Origin of the sequence: Thalassotalea sp. PP2-459, assembly GCF_001913705.1 — a bacterium.
GTDB lineage: Bacteria > Pseudomonadota > Gammaproteobacteria > Enterobacterales > Alteromonadaceae > Thalassotalea_C > Thalassotalea_C hakodatensis.
This window is the reverse complement of record NZ_MKQD01000053.1, coordinates 1-14,794: the sequence shown is the minus strand read 5'-3', so window position 1 is coordinate 14,794 and position 14,794 is coordinate 1. Positions and strand designations below refer to the sequence as shown.

The 14,794-nt window shown below is 36.8% G+C and carries 14 protein-coding genes; 7 read left to right on the top strand and 7 right to left on the bottom strand.

What is annotated here, in order from left to right:
* The first annotated feature begins 18 nt into the window (after positions 1-18).
* From glnD to BI291_RS13110, 3 genes are all read left to right on the top strand, one after another.
* On the top strand, positions 19-2,655 hold the full coding sequence (gene glnD / locus BI291_RS13120) for a [protein-PII] uridylyltransferase (RefSeq protein ID WP_074499226.1): 2,637 nt from the start codon (positions 19-21) through the stop codon (positions 2,653-2,655).
* Positions 2,656-2,679: 24 nt separating this feature from the next.
* Positions 2,680-3,510 (top strand): 2,3,4,5-tetrahydropyridine-2,6-dicarboxylate N-succinyltransferase, encoded by an 831-nt coding sequence (gene dapD / locus BI291_RS13115; RefSeq protein ID WP_074499225.1) that lies wholly within the window; start codon positions 2,680-2,682, stop codon positions 3,508-3,510.
* Positions 3,511-3,752: 242 nt separating this feature from the next.
* Positions 3,753-4,097: a hypothetical protein gene (locus tag BI291_RS13110; RefSeq protein ID WP_139302619.1), complete on the top strand. Its 345-nt coding sequence runs from the start codon at positions 3,753-3,755 to the stop codon at positions 4,095-4,097.
* 1 nt (position 4,098) lies between these two features.
* On the opposite strand, the gene truC is transcribed toward BI291_RS13110, so the two are convergent.
* A complete protein-coding gene (gene truC / locus BI291_RS13105; RefSeq protein WP_254849581.1) occupies positions 4,099-4,851 on the bottom strand; it encodes a tRNA pseudouridine(65) synthase TruC in 753 nt (250 codons plus the stop codon).
* Positions 4,852-4,926: 75 nt separating this feature from the next.
* Here truC and BI291_RS13100 point away from each other — a divergent pair, with 75 nt between their 5' ends.
* The 3 genes from BI291_RS13100 (at position 4,927) to BI291_RS13090 (ending at position 8,091) form a co-directional block, all read left to right on the top strand.
* Entirely contained in the window at positions 4,927-5,937 is a 1,011-nt protein-coding gene (locus BI291_RS13100) for a DUF3549 family protein (RefSeq protein ID WP_074499223.1), read from the top strand.
* Positions 5,938-5,945: 8 nt separating this feature from the next.
* The gene (locus tag BI291_RS13095; protein ID WP_074499222.1) at positions 5,946-6,245 is read left to right on the top strand and encodes a DUF3301 domain-containing protein; all 300 of its coding nucleotides are present in this window, start codon (positions 5,946-5,948) and stop codon (positions 6,243-6,245) included.
* Positions 6,246-6,993: 748 nt separating this feature from the next.
* Entirely contained in the window at positions 6,994-8,091 is a 1,098-nt protein-coding gene (locus BI291_RS13090) for a hypothetical protein (RefSeq protein ID WP_074499221.1), read from the top strand.
* 126 nt (positions 8,092-8,217) lie between these two features.
* On the opposite strand, the gene BI291_RS13085 is transcribed toward BI291_RS13090, so the two are convergent.
* Positions 8,218-9,141, bottom strand: coding sequence for a LysR family transcriptional regulator (locus tag BI291_RS13085; RefSeq protein WP_074499220.1), 924 nt, complete (start codon positions 9,139-9,141; stop codon positions 8,218-8,220).
* Between the two features lie 123 nt (positions 9,142-9,264).
* Between BI291_RS13085 and BI291_RS13080 the strand changes: the two genes are divergently transcribed.
* Positions 9,265-9,750 (top strand): VOC family protein, encoded by a 486-nt coding sequence (locus BI291_RS13080; RefSeq protein ID WP_074499219.1) that lies wholly within the window; start codon positions 9,265-9,267, stop codon positions 9,748-9,750.
* Between the two features lie 864 nt (positions 9,751-10,614).
* On the opposite strand, the gene BI291_RS13075 is transcribed toward BI291_RS13080, so the two are convergent.
* The 5 genes from BI291_RS13075 to BI291_RS13055 form a co-directional block, all read right to left on the bottom strand.
* Positions 10,615-11,406 carry a PhzF family phenazine biosynthesis protein gene (locus BI291_RS13075; RefSeq protein WP_074499218.1) on the bottom strand — a complete coding sequence of 264 codons (792 nt, stop codon included), beginning with the start codon at positions 11,404-11,406 and terminating at the stop codon, positions 10,615-10,617.
* Positions 11,407-11,541: 135 nt separating this feature from the next.
* Positions 11,542-12,063 (bottom strand): hypothetical protein, encoded by a 522-nt coding sequence (locus BI291_RS13070; RefSeq protein WP_074499217.1) that lies wholly within the window; start codon positions 12,061-12,063, stop codon positions 11,542-11,544.
* 306 nt (positions 12,064-12,369) lie between these two features.
* Complete coding sequence (locus BI291_RS13065; protein WP_074499216.1) at positions 12,370-13,491, bottom strand: serine hydrolase; 1,122 nt, start codon at positions 13,489-13,491, stop codon at positions 12,370-12,372.
* Positions 13,492-13,622: 131 nt separating this feature from the next.
* The gene (locus BI291_RS13060; RefSeq protein ID WP_074499261.1) at positions 13,623-13,850 is read right to left on the bottom strand and encodes a DUF6429 family protein; all 228 of its coding nucleotides are present in this window, start codon (positions 13,848-13,850) and stop codon (positions 13,623-13,625) included.
* Between the two features lie 203 nt (positions 13,851-14,053).
* The gene (locus BI291_RS13055; protein ID WP_175573128.1) at positions 14,054-14,461 is read right to left on the bottom strand and encodes a hypothetical protein; all 408 of its coding nucleotides are present in this window, start codon (positions 14,459-14,461) and stop codon (positions 14,054-14,056) included.
* Positions 14,462-14,794: the final 333 nt, after the last annotated feature.

Sequence of the window (14,794 nt, the reverse complement as noted above, 5' to 3'; positions counted from 1 at the left end):
TCAGTAATTAACTTATAAGTGAGTGCAATTTTGCTTGATGAAAGTATAGTTCCTCAATGCTTTACCGATCGCCTTTGTATTAGCGCTCCCAGCATTGACACCGTTGATATTTGCCAGCTAAATGAGGAATTCTACCTTTGGCAAAAAGAACAATTTATCAACGAAGATGTAAGTTTTGTACTGAATGCAAGGGCACACTTTGTTGATAAAGTATTAACAAAACTCTGGGCACAACATCAACTTGACGAATACCAGTTAAGTTTATTAGCAGTAGGCGGCTACGGTAGAGGCGAATTGCACCCTTTTTCAGATGTCGATATTCTACTGCTAACCCAAGAAGACCTACCTCAAGATTTGGCTGACAAAATTTCAGCATTCATCACCCAACTTTGGGACATTAAACTCGATATTGGTCATAGTGTTCGCAGTATAAAAGAGTGTTTAAAACAAGCAGTAAATGACGTAACCGTTGCGACAAACTTAATGGAAATGCGAAAAGTGTGCGGAAACAATGCACTCACAGAGCATTTACAACCCTTATTAAATGAAGATGTCTTTTGGACATCAAAGAAGTTTTTTGTTGCCAAACGTGAAGAGCAATTAGCACGTCATAAACAATACAATGGTGCTTCATATAACCTTGAGCCTAATTTAAAAGCTAACCCTGGTGGACTTAGAGATATTCAAACCATCGGTTGGGTTGCTAAACGTCATTTCAATGCAGATTCACTCGAAGAGTTAGTAGAACACGAATACCTCACCAACAACGAATATAACGAGCTACTTGAGTGTCAAAATTATTTGTGGCGTATGCGTTGCGCCTTACATTTTATCGCTAATCGTAGTGAAAATAGATTGTTGTTTGATCACCAAGCTGATGTTGCCAAGTTACTTGGCTTTGGTGATCAGGGTAAAGTTGCCGTTGAACGAATGATGAAGCGGTTTTATCGCATTATCGGCCGTGTTGCTGAACTTAATAAAATGTTATTACAACATTTTGATTACTCCATTATTCGTGATAAAAAACATAATAAAGAAGTCATACTTAATGATGACTTTGTTATTTTAGATGGTTATATAAAAACAACCAACAAACATATTTTTATGCGTTCCATTAACATTATGGAAATGTTTTTGTTGATTGCAAAGCATGAAGAAATCATTGATTTACATTCTGAAACGCTACGATTAATGCGTAACGCACGCAGACGTTTAGTTTCAGGTTTGATGGATTACGCGCGTTGTAGAGAGATTTTCTTAGAGATAATCAAGCATCCTCGAGGGCTAGGTTTAACCCTTTCATTGATGCACAGACACTCAATTTTGAGTGCGTACCTTCCTGCTTGGCGTAATATCGTTGGGCAAATGCAGTTTGATTTGTTCCATGCATATTCCGTAGACGAACATAGCTACCGTTTATTGAAAAATCTTTATCGTTTTACACTAAAGGAGCATTCTCAAGAATTTCCGTTGTGTAGCCAAATAGTACAACGGATCAGAAAACCTGAAGTGTTGTTTTTAGCTGGCATTTTTCACGATATCGCGAAAGGCAGAGGTGGCGACCATGCTGAATTAGGAGCTGTTGACGCCCTACAGTTTAGCCATGATCATTTACTAAACAAACACGACGGTAGAATGATTTCTTGGTTAGTTAAAAATCATTTATTAATGTCTGTTACCGCACAAAGACGCGATATTTCAGACCCAGAAGTGATCAAAAACTTCGCCAGCATTGTTAGAGATGAAGCGCATCTTGATTACTTATATTGTTTAACGGTTGCAGATATGCGAGCAACCAATGAAAGTTTATGGAACAGCTGGAAAGAGAATTTATTAAAAGAATTATACTCTTCAACAAAAAGGGCCTTTAGACTTGGTTTAGAAAAACCAGTTGATTTACGTGAACAAATTAGAGAAAACCAGCAAGGCGCTACGCAATTATTATTAGCGCAAAATTTCAGCGAAATTGAGATTAAAACGCTTTGGCGTGAATTTAAAGCAGATTATTTCTTACGCTATGCGCCTGTGCAAATTTCATGGCATTGTTCGCATATTTTAAAACATGACCGTGAACAACCTTTAGTATTGATCAGTCCCACACCCTATCGTGGCGGTACTGAGGTTTTTGTTTATACCAAAGATAGAGCAAATATCTTTGCAACAATTGTTGCACTGTTAAGCGTTAAAGGCTTTTCAATTCATGATGCTAAGATCATCACCAGTAAAGCAGGTTATACCGCTAATACGTTTGTTATTTTAGACCAACAAGGTAACGCCATCGACGATAGCTACCGAGCAGTTGAATTAGGGCAGTCTTTAACAAACGTATTAGCGCAAGGCACGATTGAATTTACATCAAAACCAAGAACAAAACGATTACAACAATTTAGAGTGCCTACGCAAATTAGCTTTGTTGAAACACCTACGCAACGTAGCACATTACTGGAAATAGTCGCCTTAGATAAACCTGGGTTACTTGCTGATTTTGCCGATGTGTTTCAACTTTGTAAAATTAACATTCACTCAGCCAAAATTACTACCTTTGGTGAAAAAGCAGAAGACGTTTTTATTATCTCAAATGCTGAAAACAAAGCGCTGACCGAAGAAGATAAAGCGCAATTAACAGCAAAATTGAAAGAAGAATTAGATAGTTAGAATTAACCAAGATTAGGAAGAACTATGTCAGAATTACAATCAATCATTGAACAAGCGTTCGAGCAGCGTATGGAAATAACGCCAGCAACCGTACCAACGGAAATAAAAAATGCAGTGTTAGATGCGTTAGAAGCACTAAACAATGGCTCAGCTCGTGTTGCAGAAAAAATTGCCGGTGAATGGGTCGTTCATCAATGGCTTAAAAAGGCTGTTTTACTTTCATTTCGTATTTGGGATAACGAGATTATTGACGGTGCGGAAAGCAAGTTTTATGACAAGGTTCCTCTAAAATACAGCGATTATACGGAAGAAAAGTTTGCCCAAGAAGGCGTACGCATTGTACCACCGGCAGCAGTTAGAACAGGAAGTTACGTTGGTAGGAATGTTGTAGTGATGCCGAGCTATATCAACATTGGCGCATTTGTCGACGAAGGTTGTATGGTTGACACTTGGGCAACTGTTGGCTCATGTGCGCAAATTGGTAAAAACGTACATTTATCTGGTGGTGTTGGCATTGGTGGTGTTCTTGAGCCTTTACAAGCTGGTCCAACGATCATTGAAGATAATTGTTTCGTTGGTGCTCGCTCAGAAATTGTTGAAGGTGTCGTAGTAGAAGAAGGCGCTGTTATATCAATGGGTGTGTATATCGGGCAAAGTACACGTATTTATGATCGTGAAACTGGCGAAGTTCATTATGGGCGCGTACCTGCAGGTTCAGTGGTTGTGCCTGGTAACTTACCTTCAAAATGTGGAACTTACAGCTTGTACGCTGCGATTATCGTTAAAAAGGTAGATGCAAAAACAAGAGCAAAAGTCGGTATTAACGCACTTTTACGTTCTGTTAGTGAAGAATAATCGCTAAACTTTAATCCGTTAATAACGTCTTTCTTTGATAAAAAGTAAAGGCGTTATTTTTTTGACACCTACGGATTGAACAAATATTTCCTTTAACCTCACAGCTAAACCCCCTTTTCATCACCATATTTATTAATCTTTATATTCAATAGGTTAAAGAAATATCAAACACTAATAAAAAGATAAAAACACTTCTGGCATACCCTTTGCGATAGCACATTGTGTTTCAAATTAGGTGTACAATGATGAATGTGATCAAATGGGCAATGGTAACCGCAATACTGCTTTGCACGGGATGCAGCAGCACAGAGCCTCAAGTAAGGTATATTGACAAAAAGCCACTCGTATCAGATCACGAATTAATGATGTCATTACTCGATCGACCAATTACCACAGACCAGCGTATCATGCTTGCCTTTGCGAACTATCAAACTGAGTTACAACATACTCTAGATACCACGACTTTTGTGCGCCCAATTTCAATCACAGGAACGTCTAGTTCTAAGCAGAGTAATTACATTCCTAATTACTACCAAACATTAATTGCTAACGATATTAATGCAACCGTTATCCGTGGGCCAGAGTAGTTTATATCACTGACAGTGACCAGCCTAAGGTGTGAAACACCTTTAACCATTGTTCATCAAATTCAGCCTCGATAGTAATTTCCCGTTTTAATATCGGATGAACAAATGACAACGATTGAGCATGCAACATTAAACGCTTAACACCAAAATGCTGATAAAAAAATGGGTTTTGTTTATTGTCGCCATAATTCACATCACCAATTATCGGGTGCCTTAAATGCGCTAAATGTCTACGTATTTGATGACGTCTACCAGTTTGAGGAGATAATTTAATCAATGAATATCGCACACTTGAATACTTTCCTAACGGTATTGGTAACGTTGCTGTTGCAACACTTTGATAATCTGTAATAGCATCTTTCGCTTCTTGATCTTTGTTAACAAACTTATCGCCAATTTTGTCTAACTTTATTTTGATAGGATGTTCTATTCGCCCTTCTCCTTCAAGATGTCCACGGGTTAACGCATAATAGGTTTTGTGCATTTGTTTTTCTTGAAAGGCACTATTTATATCTCGGGCTACATGTTCTGAAAGTGCAAACAACAGCACGCCTGATGTTGGTTTATCTAGCCGGTGAACAGGGTAAACATATTGGCCTAAATGATCTCTTAATAACTGCAACGCAAAGTATTTTTCGTCTTTATCTAGAAAGCTTCGGTGAACAAACAAACCTGCTGGTTTATCAATCGCTACAAGATGCTGATCTTGATATAATATTGTCAATTCTGGTTTTTCAGTAATAATCGCAGACAAAAAGATGCCACCTAATGTTTAGTTTGTTGTGTATTATCTCTATAATACGCGCATGTTTCGAGAGTTATTTTCCCTATGAGCACCATTGCAACAATCACCGAATTACTCACTTTATCCCAATGCCAATACCGCATCTATGACTTAGGACGCCGAGTAGAGAAACTAAGTAAAGAGCTCTTCGAAAAGCTCGAACACAATCAATTACCGCACCCTACGCCTATTCAAGGACATGCTCACTTTGCTGTATGTTTTTGGCAACAAAAATCAGCAAGCCCGTACTTATGGTTTATCAAATTACCACTTGATGAGCGTGGATTGATTAACCAAGGGGCTAGAAATCATTTTATTGCCATCATTGTTGAAGCTTTAGGTACTGATTTATCAGTAAATCCAACAGAAAAACAAGAAGAGCTACTTAAAAACAACCCCTATATTTTTACCCCAAGCCAATACAAACTTGCCATGCTTAATAGTTTTATCACCGATGAACTAAAACAGCCTGCAAGCAAGTACTACCAAGGGGTTGTCACATACTTATCAGAGCAGAATTGGCAAAATTGGCAGCAAATAGGTGCGCAAGGTATTACTGACTTTGCTGTACGCTTTAATCACGATAATCATCAAGAACTTCTTATTGAAGCTTTACCTCAGTTGCCAAATGACGTATTGCAACCAATGTGTAGCGCACTTGAAAACATCACTTTACCTTTAAAGGTGATTCAAGCCGTTATTGAGCGCTTAAAAAACACTGAAAATGCGATAACACAACAATCAATGTTTAGATGTTTAGCCACAAGTGCCGAACACCCATTCGTTGTTGACTATGTTGATCAGATGTTAGCTGATGAAACACTTACCCCTGAAATGCTTGTCATTTTAGCTGGTAGATGTTGGCAAATACTTGCTGATAAAAACCGTTGTCTGGTTTTTTTAGAAACCTTAGTGCGAAAAGCCCCAGATATGTTTGCCGCGCTATTTAAAGATTTAGTTGCGATCCCGAGTGTTCGCCCTTATCTCTTCCAATGTATGCGGGATACCGAACGTAGCCCTGCGCTTGCAAAAGCAATTGGCACCTTGTTTAATTAAGGAACATCATGGGCGATTTTTACATTATCATTTTAATTTTTCTAATTTTTTGGTTCTTTATTTTTCAACGTAAAGTGTCTGAAACCGCCAAAAAGCATGTAGATCGCTATTGCCAACAGGAAGGTTTACAATTTATATCTGTGGCTAGGCGGTCTACTAAACTCTCATTTTCAAAAAGATACGGGCCTTATTGGCAATGCGTATTTGATTTTGAGTTTAGTGGTGATGGAGAGTCTACGTATACCGGCGTATTATCCATGGCGAATTTAAAGCTAGAAAACATCATAACGCCCGCGCATCGTATTTAGCTTGATATCTACTTTAACCATTGCAAAATCAAGTTGATGGTTAATATCAGGATTTGACATAACACCAAAAAGAAAAAGCGACATAATGTCGCTTTTTCTCTATGCTCCGGTACGTCCTGTACCTGAACTATTGCCCAGTGTCTTCCTGACGGGTGTCCATACTTATTTTACAAACGCTCCTTCGTACAAATAATAGTTGTTCCCTGTATCAACATCCTGTTGAAACGTTATCCTTATTAGCATCCTGCTACTATTATTTGAGTAACATCCTTTGTTTATTTTCCGTTTGCTTTCCTTTTTTAAACTGAGCCATAACAGTTATTTGATTATCCATAACCAATTATTACTACATCGTCCCTAATACAAAATTCCTTTTCGCATTGTCTTCCTGACACGATTAATTCTAGCAAAACGGTATAAATGGAAAACCAAAGAAAATAAAAAAATGTCAGAAAATTATAGGCACATTAAAACAAAAACTATTTAATCAAATAAATTCAATAACTTAAATAACAATAAAATAACTAACTTACAATTTTCATCTCTAAATCTGACATCATCGTAAGAAATATCTCACAGGCTTAACTTCCAAATGCGCATCACTGAAGTTTTCAATATCGAACAAAGATTAAACGAAAAAATAAACTTCTATATGAATAGTAAAAATTTCGCTGACATTTAAGTAAAAAATGATTACCCTTGCGGTAGCTTTATTTCAATCCTCTTAAGCGTTTCATTTGGAGAGTTTGTGCCGTTATTTTTATCTCTTTTTTGTAAACATGGTGTTGATAATAGAATTCGCTTTAGCGTTATTATTCTTGCATGCCATATATGTTTTTTACTTTTTTCAGCAATGTTTCACACTTTTATCGCTATAAAACTGTTTAGCGCAGTTGTTGGTAGTATTATTATTTTCTATTCAAGTAAACGTCGCTTAGCTGACGCACAGCTTCATGGCCCATGGTTGTATGTTCCTGCCGTTAGCTTTTTATTTTCAGCATGTTTAATGACCTTTATCGATATTGTCGCATTATATTGGTTAATCTTGTTACCTTTGGCATTAGCGTCTTTGTTGCTTACATATCCAGGTAAAGCAAAGAACATCCGCAGGAAGTACATTCTTGGTTATGCTGGCCCAGTGGATTTATCTATCTATAAAGATAAGCAAGTACAAGCCAATCAGAGTCGTGTTGAGCCCAATATAGGTGGCGTTAATCAGCCATTAATTGCAGAGGCAGAATTGGCAACTAACCACTATCAACATCAAGCGCATCAGGCTAAACCAACAAATAGTACAAGTGATTTAGGTGAACTGATTAGAGCCAAGCTACTCGGTAAAAACAGCAAATATACGCTTAGCGCATTAGCTGCGATAGTCATTTTAGGTATTGTCATAACGAGTCTATTATCCATTGACAAAAACCCAGAAGAACCCGAGCCATTAATCTCTACCCAACCAAAGCTTAATAGCAAGGTTCTTGAACGCTTCAACCCAATTTCACTACCTGATGAATTTACATTAAGTTTAAGTGCGTACGAAGGAATATTTATAAGTTGGCAGGCCGATATTGTTGAGCAAAACATCGTTTGGGAACTTAAAACCGGTCAAGGCGATAAATCTTGTAGTCATTTAACTTTTAACAATCAAAAAACATTCAGACCGTTACAAGTAACAGTAGAAAATCAAGACACCTATATTGCATATTTTTCACCGTTAGATAGCCCAGATATTTTAAACAATATAGTGTATCGAGGCAGTTTTACCTTGTGTGGATATGACTTTTCATTAAAAGGTACCCAAGCAATAATAGGCAAAAGTAACGAATACGCAAAATTGTTACCTTAATGCATTGCTATTGTTTTGTAAGCTAATTAATAACTCAAATATAGCAAAACAACCCTGTGATTGATCATTTTAGCCACCATTCACAAGGTTGTTTTGTTGGCTTTACCTATGCAAATACCACAACTTTTATGGTTCGTTTTTTGTTTCAAAAATATTTCCTTCAAAATGCTCCCCTAATATTGTTTTTATTAAGCCAAAACGTTTAGGTAACGATCTACCACGCTTTTTCACAATATATAGTGTTTCCACAACGTGCTTTTTAGTTTTAAATATTTGTAGTTTTTCACGATCATTAAAACTATCGACTGCACTTTTAGGTAATACAGTAAAACCTAGACCCCTTGCAACGGGTGCCAATATCTGGCTAATTTGATTTACATAACCGGTCACAGGTATTTTCTCTACATTAAAATCAGCCTTAATAAGTTGATCGTTTTGTGCAAAATATCGCGTTAAATAATGTGTTGCATCAGGATGACTAATTAAGCCTAGGCGCATTAACATATCTTCTGTATCAGGTTCCTCATCAGCATTAGCGTCAGCCGGAACCACCAAGCAAAGCTGCTCTTGACCAACTTTTTGAACATCAAGTATCCTATGGTATTGCACGTCAGTGACTAAGCCAAGATCAACTTCCCCATTTTCTACTTCAGTTAAAATCTGTTCATTTGGTGCTGCCTTTAATTGCATGATAAGTGCAGTATAACGGCACTGAATCGTTAACAATTTTGGATATAAAATCAACGCAAGCGCACCTGAGCATGCCAATGTGCACTTACCTGAATATGGGTCATCAAAGGTTAACTGTTCAAGTACCTGTTCTTCATTCTTTTTAAGTTGCTTTGCATAATCATAAATTAAACGGCCTTGTTCTGTTATATCAAAACTTTTCTTATCTCTACGAATAAGTTGATGTTCACACGCTTCTTCAAGCTTTCTAATATGCTGGCTAACACCTGGTTGTGTCATATACAACTTTTGTGCTGCTTTAGTGAAATGCCCAGTATCGATTAACGTAACAAACGTTTTAAGCCAGTTAGGGTTTAACAAAATGCCACCACAATAACAAAATATTATTATTTTGATTATATATGATAATTTTTGTTAATTAAAATAACTCAATATACTTACCCCATCAAAATCATAAGTGAAGAAATAGATCGGGAGAAGATAATGAAAATGAATCATATAGGCATCATGGTTGGTGATATGAACAAAGCGGTCGAGTTTTATACCAAGGTACTCGGCCTCAAAGTAATTATGGATAATACGCAAGTCATTGAAGAACGTGAAACAGCAATTGGTAGAATGTGTATAGCGGTTTTTGGCCCAGGTTTCAAAGGGTTTAATATTGCTCACTTAGTTACTACAGATGGTATTGGTGTAGAATTATTTGAAATGAAAGATCGTCAAGAACGTCACCCTGTTGACTTTTCTCGTATTGGTATTTTCCATTTTTGTTTACAAACAGATGACTTTGAAAGTGTGATTGAACGCACCAAAGCCTTTGGTGGTAAAGTACGTATGGATATTATGCGTTATCACCCTGAAGATGATAGTAAACCTGCTAAAATGGTGTATTTAGAAGATCCATTCGGTAATTTATTTGAACTTTATTCACATAGCTATAAAGAAACCTACGCTGTTGAATATGAATAAACCCCTGACGTTTTTCTGTCGGTGTATTAATCTTTGATGACACTAAAAATGGTATGAGTGTATTAGGGCTAATATGATTAAGCACATTCAATGGTAACATGCATGTGCTATAAGAAATTACCGCAGTAAAAAGAAAAAATGCGGCTCATCATGAGCCGCACTTCTCTAACTAGCTGTATGCATCCTGCATTCAAGTATCCCGCTTCATCCTTAAACAGCTATCCTTAGCCTTTCCTCGTTAATTCCATTAACGTCCTTCTAGCTCCCTCTAAGTAGCTTTCCTAAGCCACAACAAAGTCCTTAACTATCCGTGTTTCAGCGTTCATCCTTAATACAAGTCCATTTGGCCTGCAATAACCCCATCCTAGGGTATCTCCCTGAGAGCGCTATGCTCTTGACCTTCCTAGTCAATGTCTTCCTGACATGATTAATAATACGCTGACACAGTTATTTTTCATTAATCTATTCACATAAAAAATTTTGTAAAGTATATGTAAAATAAGTATTAATTTAAAAAGTCTTTTTATAACAATAAGTAATGAAAATTTATTTCCACTTAACTACGGTAAATAGCTCAATATCTCACGACCTTGTAAGACATGTCTTACAAGGTCTGTTGTTAATATCTGCATTGGAAATATTGAATAGAATCGTGAATTATAAATAATTAATAGTGCTATACGGTTTATCGGTTGTTTTATCGTGGTTAATTTATTTTATTCGCTAATAATAGCTGTGATTAACAAAAAATATCTTGCTTGATTTAGTTAAGGTTCACCTCTAACACTTTAATGGTTTTGACAACTCAACTACACTTACTTCATGAACAGCTTTTAAAGCAACTATTACTATGCATAGGTAAATTTATACCGTAATGGTACCTTTTAAATACTGCACAGCTTTACCTAATAATTGAACGCTATTTTTACCAACATTACATATAATTTCGCCACCACGCTTTGAGGCTTGATAAGCAACTAATGATGATTTGTTCAACTTCTCTGCCCAATATGGAGCTAACCCCGTATGAATAGAGCCGGTAACAGGGTCTTCATCTCCACCATTTGCAGGCCAGAAATAGCGTGAAATAAAGTCATATGTTTCTGATTTAGCGGTTACAACAACATCGTACGGCGCTAGTTGTTTTAATAAATCATTATTAGTAACCACTGAAATTACATCCATTTCGTTTTCGTAAACCACAAAGTATGCTTGGTTATTTTGCAACACTTCAATAGGCTTAATTGAAAGCCCCTTGAGTAATGCAAGCGGTACGTCAGTAACTAATGCAGGAGGTCTACTTGGAAAGTCCATTTGAATATAACCGTCACTCATTTTTGTAATTGATAAATGACCAACAGCTTTAGCAAAAAAATGAATGTTCGATACAGTTGGGTTTTTCGCAAAAATAACAAAGGAAGAAGCTAAAGTTGCATGTCCACAAAAGTCGATTTCCGTGATTGGTGAAAACCAACGAATTTCATAGTGTTGAGTATTTATAGTTTTTACAAAAGCAGTTTCTGATAAGTTATTTTCAGTAGCAATAGACTGCATTAATTCATCTGATAGCCAATCGTTGGTGATAATAACCGCAGCTGAATTGCCCTTAAATGCAACATCTGTAAATGCGTCAACTATGTTTATTTCTAAGTCCATTATGTAGCCTTATTTCATAGTGGTTGTTATTTTAACACCATTGAGAGCGTTATCTTCTACCTTGATTAACTCAGCAATAACATACATGTTTATGGCTATAACTTTTCCAAACCCTCTAAAATGACAAACCACCCCTTAATTACCCGTTGGTTTTTCTACCTTTAATTTAAATGTTTTAACATCGCAATTAGTATCAACACCGCAACCACTTACAATAAACTGTAAACTAGATAAGTCACTCTCCTGAAAAGCTTCGCTACCTAATGAGTCGTTTTCAATAGAGCAAGTTAAGTTGTTATCATCAATTCTACATTCAACCTCACCTGTTGCATTAGGGCACAGTGAGTAAGAAGTGTTACCGCATCTTAGGCTGACTATTTGATTCGCGTCAGAAGGCGTTTGATCATTAGCCGATAAGTGTAAATCTATTCTATAGGCTGATGAATCGGGAGCTACCCATTGCACCTCAAAGTTAGTGCCTTCTGTAACAGTAACCTGCTCTCCTTCATAATAGTCTTGTGAGTCAAACCTCACATTATGTAAAGTAAAGCTGCCTTCATCGGGTGACAAATTATTGTTGTTAGCGTCATTTTTATCAGAACCGCCCCCGCAAGCAATAAGCAGAAGTAAAATAATGGTTAATAATATATGTTTCATTTAAGTGATTTCCCTGCCAAAATTTACACCTTCCATTTTAAAGTTCCTGCCAATTCAAATTCAACAGGTGTTTGATATTCTAAACTTTACTTAAAAAATCACACTAATCATAGTAAAAATACCCATACGATTTTTACATTAGTTAAAACGATACCCTTTAAAAAATAAACGAGTTAAGAGTTTAAAAGCCCACCTTGTTTCGTGTTTCAAAGAAGAAGCTTGCAAGCGTTTCGTTTAAGTGCGCCGGTTTTCTCGTCATGTTTGCGCAATTTGTTATAAGTTTGAATACTCACAACTTTACAATTTTCATTTAAAATAAGCTTTTGCGATTTGCTTGGCATATTCACGAGGGTTTTGGCTACTGTCATTACACAGAATAATGGTGGAGAATCTATCTGCTGGAAAACGTTCATAAAAGGTTCTGACCCCTAACCACCCACCGCCATGCGAAAATGATTTTCGGCCATTACTTTCAACAATCATCTGCCCATTGGCATATAGCATCCCACGTTTGTCAAAGTTGCTATTGGGTTTATTGAGTAACTCAAGCAATTTTGCAGGCTTTTTTCCTACTTTTGGGTTATAGAAATTTTGATCCCACTTCAACATGTCAGAAACGGTTGTATGCAAACCACCATCACCCACCCAAAAAAGGTTTGTCATATCCGTTATATAACCTCCCTCTTCCGTTGGTTTGTATCCACTCGCTCTGTTCTTAACGATCTCAGTAGGGTTATCGCTAAAAAATGTGTTCGTCATACCCAGAGGTTTAAAAATGCGCTTATCTGCATATTGTCGAAGGCTTTCACCTGATACTTCTTCTACCAGCATCGAAAGTAAAAAATAGGCCAGATTGCTATAGTCCCATTTTTCATTGGGTGCGTGACGAAGTGGAACTTGTTTAACCAAATCATAAAATTCTTCAATGGTCAGATAATCTTCATTTCCAAGCCGGAACGGTCCACCTGCAACAGAGTGAATATTCAGTCCGTTTTCAACTTCCCCTCTTTCTCCTCCGGAAATAAAATCATAATCAGCCATTCCGCTAAAATGACCAAGCATAGAATTTATGGTTATTTTTTCACCGTAGTTTTTCAGCGATGGCAAATAAGTTCGAATATCATCTTCCAGATCAATCTTGCCCTCTTCAGCCAGTAGTAACACTGCCATTGCAGTGAACTGTTTGGATACCGATGCTATCCGATGCACATTATCACCACTCAAAGCCACATCAAGTTCCATATTAGCAAGACCATAACCAGCTTTATGAATGAAGGTGCCGTCTTTAATTACACCAACTGAACAGCCAGGCGTATTCTTATGGATATTCGTGGAAAAAAGTGTATCTACCTTTGCGCTAAATTCATTTGAAAATGAATCAGTGGAAGTCAGTAAAGAACCTACAATTATCAACATTAGATATTTCATCAGATACCTTATTATTATCACTTTGAACGCTGCATTAAACGACATAGTAATACTAGCTAAAATGTGTAAAAAAGCGAAACCGAGTAAACTGTTAGCAACCTCGCTTTAAATTACGACTATTTGCTCATAGGCTACTTCTTAGCAAACAACTTCTCGAACAACTTTTCTGACAACTCAAGGCCTTCATCTGTTAATTGCACTGACTTAGCCTTACCTACGGGGTCACAAATTAACCCTTTTTCATAAAGCCTATTTGTTACCTCCCAGTCGATTTGTTTCCACGCTCGACCATGATCATGTAAAGTCAAATACATTAAAGCTAGGGCTGCTTCATCTATTTTATCTTCATCGATATCCATCGTAACCTCCCAAGTTTGGTGAACAAATAATACCTTATTGAAAAACTCACTGATGATTAACATAAGACACACAGGAGCAAAAACCAACTGTTTTTCTAGGTTGTGTATATTTGGGCATTGTAGCCTCCTCAATGTGATGAGGAGGTGTCCACTAAAATGGGGGAGGTGCATAGTCCTTTTAAACGACTTATGTGCCTTTATTACTATCCAAAGATTTCATTTTCAATTTCTTTGTATACTTGTGTTTCTTCTGTTATCAATGGGGCGATAGTGTCTCGTAGAAAAGCGCATTTATTATTGCCACATTGAGACAACCCAAGAATTCTTTTAATTTCTGTAAATATTTTTCCACTCGCAGACTTTATATCATCTTGCGGATTATCTCGATTTACACTTTCTTGAATTGCTGAGTTTTTCGCTCGCAAACATTGCTCAATAAGGTCTTCTTTTTCTATGCTAGAACATAACTTTTGAATTATTTCATCGTCCAACAAGTAGCATTCAATGTGTCTTCTGGAAGCCGTTTTTATTCCTTTTTGTAAAAGTTCTTCAACTTCAGCATCACTTTTATCATCCCTATCAACAAATTTGATAATTTCAGAAGACCTCAAAATATTTGAAACAATTTTGACCGATTGATTTTCAATGTCCTCGATTTCTGAACATGAGCCTACTGAGACAAATGTAGCTCCATGATGCTTTTTACCCGGCAGACTTAATTAGACACCCACTATACCACTGCCAAGAAGTAACTGAATATCTAAACTTGATTAAAGTGCATAAAAATCGGTAATAAATCGTCTTCAACGAGTCAAACAAGTGAAATTTAGTATTTCTGCAGAGTAATGATCAAATCTAGGTCAAACAAACCTCTTCCATACAAGGAATTGTTAGATTCGATTAGGATAACTAGGTGTTTACGCTAATAGCTTTTCACAATTAGC